Raw genomic sequence first — 18150 nt, forward strand, 5'->3', positions numbered from 1 at the left:
AAATTTAGATTTTCGTAAATAGAACGCAAGCGTTGTGCCCACCAAACCCAAAAGTATTACTCATGGCTACTTTTACATCTTTCTTTACAGCTTCATTAAAGGTAAAATTAAGTCTGCTGTCAATGTTTTCATCATCAGTAAAATGGTTGATGGTTGGAGGAACGATACCATGAATAATAGTTCCTAATGCAGCAATAGCCTCGATAACTCCTGCAGCACCTAAAAGGTGGCCGGTCATTGATTTTGTAGAATTAATCTGAATGTCGTAAGCATGCTCACCCAATAGTTTTGAAATCGCATTGGATTCTGCAATATCTCCTAATGGAGTAGAGGTACCATGCATATTGATATGGTCTACTTCATCAGCAGTTAATCCTGCGTCTTCCAGGCAATTTTTCATTACCAGATAAGCTCCTAAACCTTCAGGATGCGGGGCAGTCATGTGATGTGCATCAGCACTCATACCACCTCCTTTTAATTCTGCATAAATGGTTGCTCCACGTTTTACTGCGTGCTCGTATTCTTCAAGAATGATACATCCTGCACCTTCGCCTAATACAAAACCATCTCTGTCTTTGTCAAAAGGTCTTGAAGCTGTTTTCGGATCGTCATTTCTTGTAGAAAGTGCCATCATTGCATTAAATCCACCAACACCACTTGCTGTAACGGCTGCTTCAGATCCTCCGCATACAATAACGTCTGCCTTTCCAAGCTGGATAAGCATTTTAGAATCAATTATTGCATTTGCTGAAGAAGCACAGGCAGATACAGTTGTGTAATTCGGTCCGTGAAAACCATACTCGATAGAGATGTGTCCCGGAGTGATGTCCGCAATCATTTTAGGAATAAAGAAAGGGTTAAATCTTGGAATATCCGTATTTGCCCATCCTAAAACTTCTGTTTCAAAAGTCTCTAAACCTCCGATTCCGGAACCCCAGATTACGCCGACTCTGTTTTTGTCTACATTGTCTCCAATAATCCCGGAGTGTGCCACTGCCTCTCTGGCAGCTACAAGCCCAAGCTGAGTATTTCGATCCATTTTTTTTGCTTCTTTCTTATCAAAATACTGCAAAGGATCAAAACCTTTCACTTCACAAGCGAACTTTGTTTTAAAGTTTGTGGCATCAAAAAGAGTAATCGGAGCAGCACCGCTCTCACCTTTAAGAAGATTTTCCCAGTATTCTTTTGCATTATTTCCAATCGGTGTTATTGCGCCAAAACCGGTTACAACTACTCTTTTTAATTCCATAAACTTTTTAAATTTTCTTTTTTGTTGAAGAGAATATTATTTATTTACTACTTCTTCGATATAAGCGATAGCGTGTCCTACAGTAGTAATTTTTTCAGCTTGATCATCAGGGATTTGAATATTAAATTCTTTTTCAAATTCCATGATTAGTTCAACTGTATCCAATGAATCAGCTCCTAAATCGTTAGTGAAGCTAGCTTCAGGAGTTACTTCTGTTTCTTCAACGTCAAGCTTATCAGCGATGATAGCTTTTACTCTTGATGCAATGTCTGACATAGTAAATTATTTTTTTAATTGTTAGATGCTGCAAATATATAAAATTCTTTACGATAAAACATTTTTTTAGTCTTTTTTGTGGGTAGACTATACTTATTTTATAACAGGAAGTTTTAGTCTTTTAGTTTTCAGGTGTTTATGTTTTACCGGAATGGAACAGATGAAATGAATTATAAAAAATAATCTGAAAACAACTAAAAAAACGCAGCAGATGATATTGTATAAGGGTTTTTTGATGATTGGCCTTTATTCTAAGAGCATGTCCTCAGTCGGAATATATCTTCTATGTTTAAGGTGAAAAATAGAATTTGTCTTATCAACATAGTTAAAGAGGAAACCTTTTTATTGAATAGCCCTTTAATTAATGACTGTTTTAACAAAGCACATTTGAGCTTTTTAACAAACCGGTTGCCTGCTGTTTTAGTTGAAATTTGTATCAATAAAAATCAATTAAAAATGAAAAAAGTCTGGTTTATAACAGGAAGCTCAAAAGGTTTAGGGAAAAATCTTGTTGAAGCAGTATTATTAAAAGGAGATTATGCCGTTGCTACTGCCAGGAATCTTAAGGATTTGGAAGAATTGAAGGCACAATATCCGGATCAGTTGTTTCCGGTGAAGCTGGATGTAGAGATCAGGGAAGAGATTGATTCGGCTGTTGAGGCGGCAATCAATCATTTCGGACGTATTGATGTTCTGGTAAATAATGCAGGCTTCGGAATTACAGGGGCAGCAGAAGCATTTACGGATGAGCAGGTAAGAAGACAGCTTGAAGTCAATTTATTTGCACCCATACAGGTGACCAGAGCAGTATTGCCTTATATGCGTAAACAGCGTTCAGGACAGATTTTGCAGATCAGCTCTGTTGGGGGCAGGGTAGGAAATGCAGGGCTTTCCATTTATCAGGCAGCCAAATTCGGACTGTCCGGTTTCTCGGAATCGTTGAGTAAGGAAGTACTTCCACTGGGAATTAAAGTGACCTCTATTGAGCCCGGCGGATTCAGAACAGACTGGGCAGGTGCTTCAATGAGCTTTGCCGAAGAGGTTGAAGGATATGAAAACACCGTAGGCAGTATTAAAGAATATCTTTCCTCAGGGAAATTCCTTCCGATGGGTGATCCGGCTAAAGCAGCCAAAGTAATGGTTGATCTCACAGACCATCCTAATCCGCCCCTCCATTTGATTTTGGGAAGTGAGGCAGCAGCCATATTAAAAAGTACCGACCAGCTTAGAAAAGAAGAATTTGAAAAATGGCTGGATGTAAGCGTTTCAACCGATCATGATGAAGCCGTAAACGTCCTTGAATCTGAAGAAGGAAAAGCATTTTTAGCTAAAAAAGGAATCAAAGTAGACTGATTTTAATAAAGATAAGGTTTGAAACCGGGGCATTTTTAACCTCATCATCTTTAAAGACGGTTTATTATATTTGTAGTACAATGAAATCAACAAGAGAAAATCTGGGAAATATTGTGTATTCCTGCTACACTCAGGTAAGCAGGCAGGGAGAGCATTTTGTATCCGACCATGTGCTGAGCTATCAGATTTCAGGAGATCTGACATTAAATGACGGAGTTAATGAGTATTCTGCCTATGACGGTTCAATACGTTTTTTAAGACGAAATCAGTTGTTGAAATTCACGAAACGGCCTCCCGCTGACGGAGAATTCAAATCACTATCCATTTATCTTGATCAGCAGATTTTAAAAGATTTCAGTCTGGAATATGGCTTGATTTCAGAAAAGAAAAGCTACAATAAGCCGCTTTCATTGATTGAAGATAATCTGCAGCTAAAGGCTTATATGGAATCTTTACTGATCTATCAGTTATCTGATCAGCTTTCGGATCAGCGCCTTGTGGAATTAAAAATTAAAGAGGTCCTTATTTTATTGCTCCAGTACGATCCGGAATTGAAAGACATTTTGTTTGATTTTAATGAGCCCGGAAAGATTGATATTGAAGCTTTTATGAATAAGAATTACCATTTTAATGTAAACCTCGACCGTTTTGCCTATCTCACAGGAAGAAGCCTTGCTACTTTTAAACGTGATTTTGAAAAGGTATTTGGAATAACGCCGGGGAAATGGCTCCTTCAAAAAAGACTTCAGGAAGCGCATTATCTCTTGGAAAAAGGAAAAGCAGCATCAGATATTTACCTTGATTTAGGTTTTGAAGACCTTTCCCACTTTTCATTTACCTTTAAAAAGCTCTACGGATTATCACCAAGCAAAATTATCTCGGTATAATTTAAATAATCAAATGCAAGCCATGAAATGGCGACTTAACGAAAGATAGGATAAAATCCTATCCATAAAAAATGCCCGGAATTTCCGGGCATTTTTTATAAGTATATGGTAATTATATGCTCAATAATTAATCTGATTCATCATCTCCATGAGCACCAGTAAAGATACCAGTTTTTTAGATGATTTATATTTAGGGTTAAGCTGTTCACGGATTTCAGTCAAGGCCTTGCTCAGGTTATTACTCACCGTTTTATTACTGATATTAAGAGCTTCCGCAGTTTCATCTACAGACATATTTTTACGGATTCGCAGATCATAAACTTTCTGTTCAGTGGGGGAAAGTTTCGATATCACCTCATCTATCATTATAAAAAGCTCGTTGATATCATTGTCTTCCAGTATTTCGTAATATTCTGCATCTGTAATTTCAGATAAAAAGTCTTCCGATTCATCAAGATATACCGCCTGTATTTTTTTTACATTGGCATAATGGTCAAGAATACGGTAATGGATAAAACGGAATAAATATCCTTTAGCACTTTCCTGTTCATCGGTCTGTACAAATTCAGGATTTTCGAGAATCCTGATCCAAAGGTTTTGCAGCAGCTCTTCCGTAACCTCTTTGTCCTTGGTACGCACAAAGATCATGGTATAGAAATTATCCCAATACCGCTCATACAACATCATAAAAGCAGGACGGTCGCCTGATTTTATCTTGTTTAATAAAGTATAGTCTGTTGGCTTCATAATCTTTGATACAAAATTACCTAAACTAATATTAATGTTTTATGAATTATCCGGCTTCTAAAATTAAATAATTCTGAAAATCTGATTGATTATTTACATGTAAAATGTGGAAATGTTTATAAAACCTATGATTTCTGTTAAAAAACCGATTTCAATGTTAATGATATGTTAAATGCCTGACGGGAAGTTTTTGATTTTGCCCAGTATTATAAGTGAGAGTATTTATGAAATAATAATACAACAAACTTATAAAGTGAAGAAATTGAAATACAACAAAGTAGAAGCATTTGTTTTTAAATTATGGAGCCGGGAAGTGTCGGAGGAAGAATTATCGGAAAAAGAATTAAAGGTGTTGGAATTGTGGGAGAAAGATGTTATTAAAAGCTTAGCAAAAAGCCAGATCCGGGAATCGAAAGTAAAAGTATTATCCGGTTTGGAACCCTACTTTGTACAATCGGCAAAGAGCCATACCTATTTCAGGAGAAATATATACAGTGCGGCAGCAGTATTACTGTTGATCTTCAGTCTGGGAGGTTTTTTTACATATAATTTTTTATTTAAGCCGGAGGTATACGTTGCTGAAAATATAAATAAAACAATCAGGCTGGAAGACGGATCGGAAATTACCTTATTGCCCGGTGCCAAACTTACCGTTGAAAAATCTTTTCCGGCTGATACCCGAATCGTAAATTTAAAAGGAGATGCGGTCTTTTCAGTTGCGAAATCTAAAATACACCCATTCATTGTACAGGCCGATGGTTTCAGTACCAGGGTAATGGGAACGAAATTTAAGGTTGTACAGAACGGAGCAAGCAAAACAGTAGATCTGTATGAAGGGAAAGTGGCAGTGTCTTCACCGGGAACAGCCGTAGCTTATCTTACACCCAACCAACGATGGACAAACTTCGGAATATTACGTACAGCTGCAGTAGTTGTCAATAAAACAGATCAAAAATCCGGGAAGAAGATTTCAGTATTAAAATCTTTAACCTTTAATGATGTGTCTTTCAAAACAATCATGGAAGTACTGCATAAAAACTATGGGATAAGCATAAAATATCCACAGGAAGTAGCTGAGAAAAAAGTAACGGCAGATCTTACCGGAAGCACCTGGGATGAAAATGTAGAAGCTTTGGCTTTTATCGTAGGGCTTGAAGTGCAAAAGGAAAATAATACCACTTATATATTAAAAAAATAAAAGAACAGAGGCAGTTAAGCAGAGTTTATGGACAGAATTATGGAGCGATCAGTAATAAAAAGTGGGGTTAAAAATATGAGAAATCTGAAATGCAGTCTTACCGTAGCGGCAATCTTTTTTGCAATAGCGGCAGACGCGCAGGAATTAACAGCAAAAGTGTCATTTTCTGCTCCGGCAGGACGGCCTTTAATAGGGACTTTAGAAGAATTTGCAGATAAAACAAGGATGCGTCTGGTATATTCAAAAGCAGATATTCAGGATCTGAAAGTAAGAGACATCAGGTGTGATAACATTCCTGTAAGCAGCTGTCTGAAGAATATTACAGATAATCTTCCGATAGCCGTGCGTCAGCATGGAGAGTTGATTTCTGTGAAATATGAAGGTTCTTCCGCTTCTATATCCCCGGTAAAAGGAGATGGCCGATTGATAGGGAAAATTGTAGATGAGGTCGGAAACCCGATTGTAAAAGCAGAAATAAATGTGGCCGGAAAAACCACAATGACAGATAATAATGGAGATTTTGGGCTTAATATCCCTTCCGGAACGTATACACTTACTGTTAAAGCATCAGGATACAATTCATTGAGGGTGGAAAAACTGGTGATGAAGAACGATGAGACCAATACTGTTTCTTTTGCCATGAAACACGTTTCTGATAAAGAAATGAATATCAAAGAAGTGATCATCAAAGGAGTTCGGAAGGCTGATACACAGGCAGGCCTTCTGGCGCAGCAGAAAAAAGCGGCACAGATGAGTGACGGAATTTCAGCCGAGCAGATTTCCAAAACACCGGACAATGATGTCGGCGGAACATTGAAAAGAGTAACAGGAGTTACCACCATAGATAATAAATATGTAGTCGTTCGTTCAATGGGAGAACGTTGGAATACCGCTGCGATGGACGGAATTAACCTGCCAAGCACGGAAGCCTATAACCAGAACTTTTCATTTGATATCATCCCTACAGCGATGGTGGAAAGTGTAGTAGTAAGCAAAACGGCAACACCGGATATGAATGCCAGCTTTGCCGGCGGATATGTGGAAGTACGTACGAAAGATATCCCAAATGAGAATTTCACAACCGTAAACGTAGGATCTTCTTACAACGATATTGCAACATTTAAAGAATTTATTACCAAGAAACGGGGAAAATATGATTACTGGGGATATGACGACGGAACAAGAGATTTTCCTAAAGGTTTAGAAGTAACGGACTGGAATAACCCGTTGTTTTTTGAGCAGTCCAAACGTTTTACGAATGATAATTTTTCCAATTATCAGACCAAAGCAGATCTGAACTCCAATATGCAGGTAGCCCTTGGAAGAAGTTACCGCATGAAAAATAACAATAAATGGGGTTTTGCAGGTGCTCTTACTATGAGAAATGAACAAAATAAACTGGATATTGATCACACCGGAAGAGGTGGCTGGCTGGATAATGCAGGACTGGTTAACAACTGGGAAGAGCTTGGAGTGGCTCCGGTAAGTTTCTTTAACTTTAAAAATCAAGGAGCTTCCTATACTTACAATTCCACATTAGGCGGAATGTTGAATTTCGGTTTACAGCTGGGGAAAAGCAGGATCTCATTCCGTAATTCGTATACTCATATTTATGATCAGACCCTGACAAGAATAACAGGATGGAATGAATATACCGGCGGAAACGGGGATGCATCAGATTCATACAACTATTTTTATTATGGTACCGTTCCCAATAATGATCCTACAAAAATTCCGTTTTTGGATAAACCTTATACGGAAACCACCAATTATCCGGTTTACCAGAATTTATTACAGAATAAACTGGAAGGAAACCATAAAATAGGGAATAAGGAGATCAGCTGGTTTGCTGCAAGAACAGGGGTGACTTCAGATACTAAAGATTATACACAGTATCAGACCAATTATAATTTCATCGGAAACGAAATTTTAAGTTATAACCAGATCTACAATTCAGGAAACAATTTTGCAAGAGGATATATCAAAAACAAGGAGACCGATTATAATTATGGTGTCTCATTCAAATGGAGCATGGATGCCGGAAATTTTAAAAACGATATCAAGGTAGGATACGCCGGTGCCATAAAAAACAATACGAACGAACAGCAGAAGTTTTTCCTCAGGGTGGATGAGAACAGGGATGTCCCGAACAGTGAAAAAAATATGCTGATCATGTATGGTTCCCTTGCCAATTGGTTTGACGGATCTCACTATACACCTGGCGGTATCGGATGGCAGACCAGATCACTTTATAAAAATGATAAATATGAAGGGAAAGTTAGCCAGCACGCTCCTTATATCATGTTTGACAACCGTCTGAATAATAAATTCAGGTTGGTCTGGGGATTAAGGGCAGAGTATTTCAGATATGATCTGATCTCCCAGCAGCAGGATCCGGATGACCCGAAAAGTGTTACCAAAGAACCTATTGAAGAAAAGCCATGGCAGTGGATGCCTTCCGCCAACTTTACGTATAGTCCTACCAACAGTATCAATGTAAGGCTTGCTTATAACAGATCTGTAATTCGTCCTCAGTTTAATGAGAGAACAGGATTGCCTTATTTTGATCCGATTGCCAACGGATTGATCTATAATACGGAAATGACCTCATCGGTAATCAATAATTATGATTTCAAATTTGAATGGTTTCCAGGGTTAGGAGAAATTATTTCCGCAGGATTATACTATAAAAATATTGACCGGCCGATAGAGCGTGAAGGATATATTTCAAGTGAAGGAAACCTTTTCCTTTACAACGGGAACTCTAAAAATGCAAAGCTTAAAGGATTTGAAGTGGAGGTCAGAAAAAGCCTGGGCTTTATCAAACAGGACACTTTCCTGAAAGATTTATTCATCAGTGGAAATTTCACTTACAACGATACAAGGGTAGTTGCTTTCAAAGACAGGTACAAAACTAAAGATACAGATGAAACGTACGCGGTAGACCGTCCATTATACGGACAGACTCCTTATGCCTATAACCTTGGGCTGATGTATAGCGGAGACCGTTTGGGATTAAGCTTTTTATATAATGCAAAAGGTGACCAGTACGTCACGGTAGGTTATGCTTACATAGGAGAAGAGATTCAAAGGCCTTATGCGGTAGCAGATGCACAGGTTTCCTACAAGCTTTTGAAAGATAAGAATCTGGAAATAAAATTTAACGTAAGGAATATGTTCAACAGGGTGAGAGAATATTATAACAATTTCAATTCTTATTCTGTGTATAAAGGCGGCGGAAGCTCTTATGATACCCAAAGGGAATCGCAGGGTCTTTTACCGGGAGCATCAGATAAGTATGATAAAGATATCGACAAGATATTATTCAGAGCTTATAACGGGCGAACATACGGGATGTCAGTAAGCTATACTTTTTAGAAAAGTGTACTGATACAAAAGAAATGTAAATAACAGAAAATAAGCTTTTGACAGAAGCATTAATGATATAAGATCTTATAAATGGCAAATGTTACAGGTTTCCATACCCTGAGATCTGAACGGATAAATACTGATGATGCGCACTTCAGTAGGCATTCAGGCAAAAATGGAATTTACCGGATCTCCCCGGACGGTAAAAAGGTAAAGGGGAAGCTTTACGGGCCTGCACCTCAGGTGATGGAAAGTTTTTAAAAACAATGTGTAACCAAATCACGGAGATATAAAGGTGGATATCCCGTAAACAGGAATCATCCGGACCAAAAATAATAACCCGGATCCATATTTCTAAATTCTACAACAATGAGAAAATTAACTTTAATCGCTGTAACTGCTTTATCACTAACAGCTTGTCGCGAAAATGATTCTTTATCAGATTCTTCTTCATTCGAAATGAAATCTGCTTCTGCAGAATACTTAACTGCTTCTGCACTTCCTGTAACTACAGTAAGCGGAGCAATCACTTCAAACACTACTTGGAGTGGAGTTGTTGAAATAGATGGTATTGTAACAGTGAAAGGTGGAGCTACCTTAACGATCCAGCCAGGAACGTTTATCAAAGCTAAACCTAATGCTACAAATACACCGACAGGAGTTTTGGTTATTGCTAAAACAGGTAAAATAAACGCTACGGGAACTGCAACTCAACCTATTATCTTCACAAGTTATAAATTGTTAGACGGAAACGAAGATACTACTGCAACTCCGGGAGATTTCGGAGGGGTTATCGTTTTAGGAGATGCGCCTACCAACAAACCTGCAACTACTGTTATTGAAGGATTAACAGGTACTGACTATCAATATGGTGGTACTAATGCTGCTCATAACGCAGGTACTCTTAAATATGTACGTGTTGAATTTGGAGGATACGACCTTTTAGCACCTAACTCCGGAAACGAAATCAACGGATTAACTTTAGGAGGTGTAGGAAATGGTACTACATTAGACCACATCCAGGTATCTTACGGTAAAGATGATTCATTTGAATTCTTCGGAGGTACTGTAAACGCTTCAAACTTAGTATCTTTTGCACCGGATGATGATAACTTTGATTTCGATTTCGGATATTCAGGAACAATCACTTGTGCTTTAGCATTGGCAGATTACAATTCAACACACAGCCAAAGTAGTGGTAGCTCTGATACTAACGGTATCGAGTTAGACAACGACGGAACTGGTTCTGCTGCTTCTCCATTTACACGTCCGACTGTTAAAAACCTTACTATTGTAGGAGCTAAAAACCCTCTACAAGGAGCATTATATGAAAATGCCATCCACGTAAGAAGAAACGGTAAATTAATATTGGAAGATGCCGTAGTTACAGGTTATCCGGTAGGTGTATTATTAGAAACAGTAAGCAGTGCTCCTGTAAATCTTGCAGATCTAAGCTTCACTAATGTAAGTGCTCACGGATTTACTTTTGCTACAGCTTCTAAAATAGGATCTACTACTGCAGCTCTTACAATCCCTGGAACTACTATCTCTACATCTAACCCTGCAAACGTTTGGGGAATGTCTCAGCCATTCTTCAACGAAAGCCCGGCATGGAATGTTTCTCCAAGAAACTGTGGAGACTTCAAGGGAACTTGGACAAAATACAACTTTTCTATCGTAGAGTAATCTACCTGCAGGGGATGATATGGTCATCCCCTGTTTTTTAATTCAATCTTTTAAAATTTATATTATGAAAAAAGTAATTTTATTATCTGTTCTTTTTTTATCAAAACTGATCTGTGCACAGTTTCCGGTTTGGACGAATGCTTTTAACGCAGCTGGAGATATGCAGGGCTGGACATTCTATGACGGAAACGCCAACGGAAACGGATGGGTGCAGGGGCCAAATATTTACCATAACGGTACTTCTTTAGCATACGGATCAACAGGCGTGCTTCGCTATTCAATCAGTAATGTTCCTTCAGGGAACGTAGCAGGTTTTGCCACAGAAGATGATTGGGCAGTCTCTCCTCAGATTGATCTTACTTCAGCTTCAGGTACCATTACCCTTGCAGCTTATATAGGAAGACAGAGAACTTCACACCCTTTAGTAGGAAGATATCTTTATATTTTTGTGAGTACTCCTCAGAAAGAGGTTCCGGAATTATCAGATTTCAAGGCGTTGGCAGTAGATGCAAACGGAAACGAGATTCCCAGCCCTTACCTTATAAGTGGAGGTGGAAGCAGCAACCCTTTCCCTACAGACCTGAACCAGTTTGTAGAAAGCCTTGTAGATCTTTCCGCTTTTGCAGGAAAAAAAATCTATATCGGGTTATGGTCAAACAGATCTACAGGAGATACGACCAATGTACCTAACATCAATATCGATGAGATGGCTATTTTTTCTTCGGTTCTGAAAACACAGGATGTAAAAACATCAAAAAATCTTACCGTTGTAAAACAGAATCCGGTATTGGCTTCACTGATGCTTAAACTTAATTCAGCATTCAAAGAAAATGCAGTGACGGTTACTGTTTATAATATGGCCGGGCAATCAGTGCTTACCGCTAAATACAGCAGAGAAATAAATGTTGCAGGTTTATCCTCAGGAAACTATATGGCCGTAGTGTCAGACGGTGTACGTTCCGAGAACGTGAAATTTATTAAGAAATAATTCCATTAAATAAACAGAAAGTGCCTGTTTTAAAAATAAAAACAACCATGTCAAAACCATGATCATATGACCGGCACTTCTGAAAAAATATGCATATATAAATTTTAGAAATCATATTGCCCCTGGTGTGGCCAAGGGCAATATTTCTGAATTTAATTTATCAATAATATCTTGACAATGAAAAAAATAATTGCCCTTGTTAGTCTTTTAAGCCTGGTATCATGTACCGATGAGGTATTGCAGTCTTATGATACATCACAAAAGCCGGCAGAGATCAATATCAAGGGATATTCAAAACCGGATGTACTGCAGATTAGGCTTAACGGCCAGCCCGTGAATATCAACGGAAGTACTTCCTATACCAATAATATAGAAACTAAATTAAGTTTCGTAGTAGATGAAGGAGAAACCGATGCACTTGAAATCTACAACAATGAAAATGGAAAGCAAATCGCTAAATACAGCATCAATTATAACAATACAGACGAATATAAAAACCTGTATTTCTTCAATCTTCCCGGAATTTATCTGCAAACTTATGCCGTGAAACCTCAGGTTAATCTGGGAAAAGTGGGCTTCGAACTGATCTTTCCGAACCTTGGTGAATATTCCGGCTCTTCACTGGAAGGAGTAAAAGGGGTTTTGAAAAGAGATAATGGAGTAGTATTGGCTGAATTTGACAATATCGGAAAAGAGAATTTTTCAGCACTGAAAGTATACAGCTTTTTCAGTGCGACGGCACCCGTTTATCTGGAACTATATAAGCCCGGAACTACCGAACCTTACTTCGGATCGCAAACCATTAAAGTAACCATAAAACAGGATATAGGCGCCAATATGATTGTACTGCAGGAGAAGCTTGAAAACGGCGTTACTATGGTAAAAGGGGATATTGATGTCGCAGATTATCTGTAAAATAAATGAAACGATCATGAGTAGATTTTTTAAATTTCATTTGCTGGCGTTATGGTTTTTATGTTCAGGAGCCGTAATTTCCTGTAACAGGGAAGATGATTCCGTTCCTGATTTTCCTGAAGGAAGTGTGGAATCTGTGAACGTATGGATACAGGATAATATGAAACGTTATTATTACTGGGCAGATCAGATGCCTTCCAAACCCGATTACCATCTTCCTTCGCAAAAGTTTTTTGCCAGTCTTTTATCTCAGAATGACCGTTTTTCTTCTATTGTGAATACAGAAGATTCCTCAACCTATCTGCGTACGGTACGTAATATGTACGGGTTTGATTATGCGGTGCTTCAGCTTGGAAACGGACAGGTAATTGCGGTTGTAAAACTGGTATTACAGAATTCACCTGCCCAGAATGCCGGCCTGTACCGTGGGATGATTATAAAAAAAATCAACGGCAGCCTGGTAACGGTAGCCAATGCAGAAAGTTTGGTCAATTCTATTCCTGATAAAACAACCCTTGATCTTACCGTTGGAAATTGGGAAAATGGCAATATTACCAATGAAAAAGATATTACGGTGTATTATGGCTTTTCTTTTGACCAGCCGATACTCTCTAAAGTGTTTGAACAGAATGGTAAAAAGACCGGCTATCTCTATATCTATGATTTTCCGGACGGAATGTCCCACACGCTCAATCAGAAATTTTCCGAGTTCAAAGCCCAGGGAGTACAGGATCTTGTTCTCGATCTCAGATATAATTACGGCGGATCTGTGGCTTCAGCTGCGGCATTGTGCTCATTAATCCCTTCAGGAATATCTTCCGGCTCACCATTTATTACTTATAAAGGAAATAAGAATGGAGGGGAAGTTAAAAAAACATTTGCTGAACAAATAACTTATGATCCCAACGCTCTTAGCTTCACTGCCCTTCATGCCAATGCCCTGAATTTAAGCAGGGTGTTTATCCTTACTTCCGGGAGTACGGCATCAGCCTCGGAAATTGTGGTCAATAATCTCAAACCTTATGTGCAGGTCATTCAGGTAGGTGGAACCACTTTAGGAAAAGACATGGCCGGATTTCCCATTGTTGATGAGCGTAAACCACGTAAAATATCCTGGGAAATTCATCCGGTAATTTATAAGGTCTATAATGCCAACGGAGAAGGGGAATACCACAATGGAATCTCACCTCAGAATCCTGTGGATGAATATGCTTCACTTCCGCTGAAACAGCTCGGGGAAGCTGATGAAACCCTGTTGAAATCCGTTTTAAATAAAATTTATCTGAAATCTGTTCAGGAATCTCCGGGTAATGCTGTAAAAGTGATACTGGAAAGTGAAAGACCGTTTTTCTCAGGAAAACATTAGTCAAAGTATAATCTATTAAAATTAAATGAGCCATGCAGGGAATAGAGCCGAAAATACACCAGGAAGTGATGAGAAGGATGAATGATTTAGAACAATTATTAAAAGAATCGCCGGATCAAAACCAGACTTTTAATGAAGATGTTTCTGCAATGAATGCTGAATTAACCTATCTCTATGAAGACTATCTCACCACCAAAAAGAAGCTGGAAAACTGCATAAAACTTTACCGGTCACGGCACATCGAGATCCGGAAACAATTGACCCAGAATATCCGGAAACTGAGACGGGAAACGGTTCTCCAGAATAAATAATAATAAAAAAGACACCTTCAGGTGTCTTAAATTTTTTGAGGAAGTATCGTCTGATTTAATTTATATAACAAAATCCAATTACCCAATTTTGTATTGGAATTACCGTTTTTGTTCAACCCTGTCCCGTATTGCTGCTTCAAGTATCGGGATATTGATATCTTTTAAAGCTTTGAATTTAATACAATATCCGGTTACACTCGCTTTGCCTATTTTTTCTCCATAAGTTCTGGCTAAGTAGGTTTTATCATCAATACCAAGGATATAAACCGAGATTCCGGTGGTGTTTGCACTGAGGCCGATCTGGTAAAATTCTCTGTTGGTTCCGTCGGCATAGTGTATGGTTTGAAAACCATATCCTATATTAGGATTTGAAACCGTTTTATTTTCACTGTTTTTACCGTCCAGGAACCATAATTTGCAGGCAGGCATTATTTCCAGAATGATGCGGTGCAGTTCCTGCATGTCATTCCGTTTTGGTTCAGGCTGACTTGTAATATATTCTGTGATTTGTTCTTGTATGCTCATTAAAAATTATAGGTTTGGTAAGCCGGTAGTATTGGTTCGGACATTGCAGTCTGAATCTCAAAGATAGCAATAATGTTTATTAATTGAGTGCAGGCTTGTTTGCAACAGTTTTTATTTTCCACAGTATTTAAGTTCCAGCTCCTTTAAACGTCCCTTTTTAATTGCCCTTTTTGCCAGATAATTAAAAAGAGGTTCTGCTATTTTTGGTAGCCCAACCATTTTAGAATTATTCAGATAAATGAATAAAGCAAGATCAGACCATTTTTCAGGTGTTCCTGCAGCACTAGCCAGACCATCTTCTGCAAGTCCTTTTGATATTAAAAGAGCATTTTCAAAATTTTTATTGCCAGGGTTAATGGTTACTTTTATTAAACATTCGGCATTTGAAATATTGTGAAAGTAATGTTTCTCATTAGGTTTTATGGTTACAATGTCACCTTTCTTCAATTGATAAACCTGATGATTTAATCCAACTTCCAATGTACCTGTCAACACTTCAAAAGTTTCCGAAAAAAGAGTGTGAAAATGCCAAGGTGTCTTTTCATTTGGAATAATGTTGAACTCAAGAATACTCTCTTTATGGGTTTCTGCCGACTGAATAATTTTAATAAAACTCCTGTGATCTGTTTTTTGTTTTCTGTTATTGATTAGTAAAAACAATCCGCAGAAAAAGCAGACAATAATAGCAGAAATATGTGGAATGGCCTGTGTTATTCCATTATAATCTTTATTCAGAACAATAAGCATATCCGCAATGGGGATAAGGGTTCCTGCCAATAAAGTGATGGCTAATGCTTTTGTCTGCTTACTCAGTATAAGAATGCAGATCACCAGACCTGAAAACAGGTCACGGATACCTTTAATGTAGTGAAAAGAGTAGTCACCTTGTTCGTTAAAGCGTATACCATAACCGGCTTCTGCTGTTTCCGGTGCTATCAGAAATCTTGCACCGATAAAGATCAGTCCTAGCCCTGTAAGAAAAGCAAGGGCAATAGAAATTCCTTTTGTCATAATAATGTATTTTAATTATGACAAAATTCCATACTTCAACCCAAGAATCTGTGCACCTGGGTTAATAAATCATCTTTAAATGGAAATTCTTTTGCGGATGCGACTAAGGGATTGTGGTTTTACACCAACATACGATGCAATGTGGTATTGAGAAATCCTTTGCAGCAGGTCAGGATGTTTCTTTACAAATCTCTCGTAGCGATATTCGGATGTATCAGTGTAAAAGGAGCTGAGACTCTGTAAGGTCTGTATAAAAACCTGCTCAATAATAAGTCTTCCAAGGCGTTCTCCCTGTCTGATAGATTGATAGAATACCTGTAAATCGTCATATGAGATTTGCATAATTTCGCAGTCTTCTAATGCCTGAATAATTTTTGTTGAGGGTATTTGAGGTATGAAGCTTTCATTATTGCAGATGAAATTATTTTCCTGAGCAAATTCATATGTCTTGTCCTCGCCATCGTAATTAATGTAATACCGTACGAGCCCATTGACAATAAAGCCTACGTATTTGCAAATTTGTCCCTCTGCCAGAAAGAAATCCCCTTTTTTAACAGATTTTTCTTTCCAGAGTCGTTTTATACACTCAATTTCTTTCGAGTCTAAGTCTATATAAGATTGTATGCTGTGGATTAATTTCTCTGTCATACGTAGTTTAAAATACTCTACCTATTCTTTATCTGTTATTACGATAAAACTGTTTTTTAAAAGATCAGAAGGATATATAAACTGCTCCCCATTCTCGCCCTTCACTACAATTGCGGGCTGCTCATCATTCAGGCATCTGTCCAGTTGTTCCTGCATTTCATTAAGTTTTCCATCTTCAATATCAAGATTATAAGTTCCTGTTACGTGTTTTATTTTTACAATTTTTCTTTTCATGGGAATTTTTTTATATGATCTAAATATAGCTTTTTTCCTTTAAGTATGAGAAAAGTTTTTGCTGATAATATTGTATGTATGATTCTGGGGATCTGTCTTTTTTTGAAGTGAACACATGAAAAAAAGCTCATATTCGTTGAGACTTCAATGGTACCAGTTGTAGCATTGTGGGTATGAATGGGCAGAGGATGGGAAAAAAAAGATTATCTTTTTGGATAAGATTTTTACAATTAATATGACTGATTTTGATTTTCTTGCTGTAAATTATGATTTAATCTGATTTTTAATGATTTACTAATTATATAATTATTACTTTAGTATTTATTTATGTATTTAGATGTAATATTGAATTTATTTTACGATTTTTTAACATCCTAAATTGGTGATTTAAATTATTTTTGATACTTTTGGCGCTTTAAAATAAAAAAAAAATGACCAAAAAATTTAGTATCTTAGCTTTAATGCTAAGCTTAGTGTTTATTGTTTTTTCTTGTGAAAGAAACAATGATGTTGCAGAAAATGCAAGTTCAAAAATTGAAAAATCTTTTTTAAATGCGAGAGTAGCTGGTGAAAAAAGTGAAATTATTCATCCTCTATTTATGTATGGAGTTGAAACTTATGAAATAGCAGAGAGTGGTATTCTAAATTTTAAAACATATCGCGACTTTCATGTTAATAATGATAAGGGTAATATCAACGACTACAAATTTGTATTAGATGAGAATGATGTTTTACATTTAAATGATAATTCTACCATTAAAGTCGAAGATGGCGTGATAAAGATTACAACACCGGTAGAAGAATTAAAAATTGATGAAAACTTTGATTTTCAAAAGTTGAATATAGAAACAAGACTATTATTTACAGTTTTTTCTGATATTATTGCGACTGATGATTCTAAAGATACTTTTTCTAATTATTCAGCAAGATTTGCGGGAGGTAGTGCTCCTTGCCCTTGGTATAATACATATTATTTAAGTGGATGGGGGTATACACCAAGCGCAGCTTGGTCAGATTACGGTTACAATGCTATACATAACCCACTAACCGGATGTACAGCGATTGGAAATCCACATCTTTCTCAACATACAATTAATTTAGTTCTTATTGAGGTAAGTTATTATCAAGTCGATCGTGCTTACTGCTGTTAACTTAACTAAACTATAAATAATATATATTATGAATTACTCTGTGGGGCCTTTTAATTTATTAATGCTAATAAGTATATTATGTATATTATATGTATGTGGGATCTATTTTATCATGAAAAAAAAGCTGGGAATTGAAGCTGTTTTATTAATGATATTCTTTCCTTTTATCGGTTCAATAGGAATCATTATTTATTCTCTTTTTGGTACAAAAGGAAACAAATAGAATTTAACACATT

18 protein-coding genes are annotated in these 18150 nt (G+C 37.3%); 11 read left to right on the plus strand and 7 right to left on the minus strand.

From position 1 onward, the window contains the following. Positions 1–4: 4 nt before the first annotated feature. Together fabF and AB8P06_RS16510 are read right to left on the minus strand one after the other, a co-directional pair. Positions 5–1249: a beta-ketoacyl-ACP synthase II gene (gene fabF / locus AB8P06_RS16505; RefSeq protein WP_369843355.1), complete on the minus strand. Its 1245-nt coding sequence runs from the start codon at positions 1247–1249 to the stop codon at positions 5–7. A gap of 36 nt (positions 1250–1285) precedes the next feature. Then, positions 1286–1525: an acyl carrier protein gene (locus tag AB8P06_RS16510; RefSeq protein ID WP_002976354.1), complete on the minus strand. Its 240-nt coding sequence runs from the start codon at positions 1523–1525 to the stop codon at positions 1286–1288. A gap of 456 nt (positions 1526–1981) precedes the next feature. On the opposite strand from AB8P06_RS16510, the gene AB8P06_RS16515 reads away from it, so the two are divergent. Together AB8P06_RS16515 and AB8P06_RS16520 are read left to right on the plus strand one after the other, a co-directional pair. After that, a complete protein-coding gene (locus AB8P06_RS16515; RefSeq protein WP_369843356.1) occupies positions 1982–2878 on the plus strand; it encodes an oxidoreductase in 897 nt (298 codons plus the stop codon). An 80-nt stretch (positions 2879–2958) separates the two neighbouring features. Next, entirely contained in the window at positions 2959–3765 is an 807-nt protein-coding gene (locus AB8P06_RS16520; protein WP_369843357.1) for a helix-turn-helix domain-containing protein, read from the plus strand. Positions 3766–3885: 120 nt separating this feature from the next. Here the strand turns inward: AB8P06_RS16520 and AB8P06_RS16525 are convergent, their stop codons facing one another. After that, positions 3886–4512, minus strand: a complete 627-nt coding sequence (locus AB8P06_RS16525) for an RNA polymerase sigma factor (RefSeq protein WP_369843358.1) — start codon at positions 4510–4512, stop codon at positions 3886–3888. Between the two features lie 253 nt (positions 4513–4765). Here AB8P06_RS16525 and AB8P06_RS16530 point away from each other — a divergent pair, with 253 nt between their 5' ends. The 8 genes from AB8P06_RS16530 to AB8P06_RS16565 all read left to right on the plus strand — a co-directional run bounded on the left by AB8P06_RS16530 (position 4766) and on the right by AB8P06_RS16565 (position 14345). Further along, on the plus strand, positions 4766–5710 hold the full coding sequence (locus tag AB8P06_RS16530; RefSeq protein WP_369843359.1) for a FecR family protein: 945 nt from the start codon (positions 4766–4768) through the stop codon (positions 5708–5710). A gap of 75 nt (positions 5711–5785) precedes the next feature. Beyond that, the gene (locus AB8P06_RS16535; protein WP_369843360.1) at positions 5786–9088 is read left to right on the plus strand and encodes a TonB-dependent receptor; all 3303 of its coding nucleotides are present in this window, start codon (positions 5786–5788) and stop codon (positions 9086–9088) included. Between the two features lie 81 nt (positions 9089–9169). After that, positions 9170–9340, plus strand: a complete 171-nt coding sequence (locus AB8P06_RS16540) for a hypothetical protein (protein WP_369843361.1) — start codon at positions 9170–9172, stop codon at positions 9338–9340. A gap of 108 nt (positions 9341–9448) precedes the next feature. After that, the gene (locus AB8P06_RS16545; RefSeq protein WP_369843362.1) at positions 9449–10765 is read left to right on the plus strand and encodes a beta-helix domain-containing protein; all 1317 of its coding nucleotides are present in this window, start codon (positions 9449–9451) and stop codon (positions 10763–10765) included. A 64-nt stretch (positions 10766–10829) separates the two neighbouring features. Further along, complete coding sequence (locus AB8P06_RS16550) at positions 10830–11753, plus strand: T9SS type A sorting domain-containing protein (RefSeq protein WP_369843363.1); 924 nt, start codon at positions 10830–10832, stop codon at positions 11751–11753. 177 nt (positions 11754–11930) lie between these two features. Further along, positions 11931–12668, plus strand: a complete 738-nt coding sequence (locus AB8P06_RS16555; protein ID WP_369843364.1) for a hypothetical protein — start codon at positions 11931–11933, stop codon at positions 12666–12668. A 16-nt stretch (positions 12669–12684) separates the two neighbouring features. Beyond that, positions 12685–14034 carry a S41 family peptidase gene (locus AB8P06_RS16560; protein WP_369843365.1) on the plus strand — a complete coding sequence of 450 codons (1350 nt, stop codon included), beginning with the start codon at positions 12685–12687 and terminating at the stop codon, positions 14032–14034. A gap of 32 nt (positions 14035–14066) precedes the next feature. Then, the gene (locus AB8P06_RS16565) at positions 14067–14345 is read left to right on the plus strand and encodes a hypothetical protein (protein ID WP_369843366.1); all 279 of its coding nucleotides are present in this window, start codon (positions 14067–14069) and stop codon (positions 14343–14345) included. 99 nt (positions 14346–14444) lie between these two features. On the opposite strand, the gene AB8P06_RS16570 is transcribed toward AB8P06_RS16565, so the two are convergent. The 4 genes from AB8P06_RS16570 to AB8P06_RS16585 all read right to left on the minus strand — a co-directional run bounded on the left by AB8P06_RS16570 (position 14445) and on the right by AB8P06_RS16585 (position 16763). Next, positions 14445–14870 (minus strand): DUF1801 domain-containing protein, encoded by a 426-nt coding sequence (locus tag AB8P06_RS16570; RefSeq protein WP_369843367.1) that lies wholly within the window; start codon positions 14868–14870, stop codon positions 14445–14447. 111 nt (positions 14871–14981) lie between these two features. Continuing rightward, on the minus strand, positions 14982–15881 hold the full coding sequence (locus AB8P06_RS16575) for a DUF4267 domain-containing protein (protein WP_369843368.1): 900 nt from the start codon (positions 15879–15881) through the stop codon (positions 14982–14984). 75 nt (positions 15882–15956) lie between these two features. Continuing rightward, positions 15957–16529 carry a Crp/Fnr family transcriptional regulator gene (locus AB8P06_RS16580; protein ID WP_369843369.1) on the minus strand — a complete coding sequence of 191 codons (573 nt, stop codon included), beginning with the start codon at positions 16527–16529 and terminating at the stop codon, positions 15957–15959. 21 nt (positions 16530–16550) lie between these two features. Next, positions 16551–16763 carry a glyceraldehyde-3-phosphate dehydrogenase gene (locus tag AB8P06_RS16585; RefSeq protein WP_369843370.1) on the minus strand — a complete coding sequence of 71 codons (213 nt, stop codon included), beginning with the start codon at positions 16761–16763 and terminating at the stop codon, positions 16551–16553. A gap of 431 nt (positions 16764–17194) precedes the next feature. Here AB8P06_RS16585 and AB8P06_RS16590 point away from each other — a divergent pair, with 431 nt between their 5' ends. After that, entirely contained in the window at positions 17195–17914 is a 720-nt protein-coding gene (locus AB8P06_RS16590; protein ID WP_369843371.1) for a hypothetical protein, read from the plus strand. The last annotated feature ends 236 nt before the right edge of the window (positions 17915–18150 follow it).

The organism is Chryseobacterium tongliaonense (genome assembly GCF_041224435.1).
In the GTDB taxonomy this organism is placed as follows: Bacteria; Bacteroidota; Bacteroidia; order Flavobacteriales; family Weeksellaceae; genus Chryseobacterium; species Chryseobacterium tongliaoense.

Bases quoted from the DNA above. Each gene is read 5' to 3' on its own strand.
- AB8P06_RS16590 (WP_369843371.1), top strand. From the start codon at position 17,195: ATGACCAAAAAATTTAGTATCTTAGCTTTAATGCTAAGCTTAGTGTTT.
- AB8P06_RS16580 (WP_369843369.1), bottom strand. From the start codon at position 16,529: ATGACAGAGAAATTAATCCACAGCATACAATCTTATATAGACTTAGAC.
- AB8P06_RS16510 (WP_002976354.1), bottom strand. From the start codon at position 1,525: ATGTCAGACATTGCATCAAGAGTAAAAGCTATCATCGCTGATAAGCTT.
- AB8P06_RS16560 (WP_369843365.1), top strand. From the start codon at position 12,685: ATGAGTAGATTTTTTAAATTTCATTTGCTGGCGTTATGGTTTTTATGT.
- AB8P06_RS16545 (WP_369843362.1), top strand. From the start codon at position 9,449: ATGAGAAAATTAACTTTAATCGCTGTAACTGCTTTATCACTAACAGCT.
- AB8P06_RS16565 (WP_369843366.1), top strand. From the start codon at position 14,067: ATGCAGGGAATAGAGCCGAAAATACACCAGGAAGTGATGAGAAGGATG.
- fabF (WP_369843355.1), bottom strand. From the start codon at position 1,249: ATGGAATTAAAAAGAGTAGTTGTAACCGGTTTTGGCGCAATAACACCG.
- AB8P06_RS16525 (WP_369843358.1), bottom strand. From the start codon at position 4,512: ATGAAGCCAACAGACTATACTTTATTAAACAAGATAAAATCAGGCGAC.
- AB8P06_RS16540 (WP_369843361.1), top strand. From the start codon at position 9,170: ATGGCAAATGTTACAGGTTTCCATACCCTGAGATCTGAACGGATAAAT.
- AB8P06_RS16585 (WP_369843370.1), bottom strand. From the start codon at position 16,763: ATGAAAAGAAAAATTGTAAAAATAAAACACGTAACAGGAACTTATAAT.
- AB8P06_RS16555 (WP_369843364.1), top strand. From the start codon at position 11,931: ATGAAAAAAATAATTGCCCTTGTTAGTCTTTTAAGCCTGGTATCATGT.
- AB8P06_RS16570 (WP_369843367.1), bottom strand. From the start codon at position 14,870: ATGAGCATACAAGAACAAATCACAGAATATATTACAAGTCAGCCTGAA.
- AB8P06_RS16520 (WP_369843357.1), top strand. From the start codon at position 2,959: ATGAAATCAACAAGAGAAAATCTGGGAAATATTGTGTATTCCTGCTAC.
- AB8P06_RS16535 (WP_369843360.1), top strand. From the start codon at position 5,786: ATGAGAAATCTGAAATGCAGTCTTACCGTAGCGGCAATCTTTTTTGCA.
- AB8P06_RS16575 (WP_369843368.1), bottom strand. From the start codon at position 15,881: ATGACAAAAGGAATTTCTATTGCCCTTGCTTTTCTTACAGGGCTAGGA.
- AB8P06_RS16550 (WP_369843363.1), top strand. From the start codon at position 10,830: ATGAAAAAAGTAATTTTATTATCTGTTCTTTTTTTATCAAAACTGATC.
- AB8P06_RS16515 (WP_369843356.1), top strand. From the start codon at position 1,982: ATGAAAAAAGTCTGGTTTATAACAGGAAGCTCAAAAGGTTTAGGGAAA.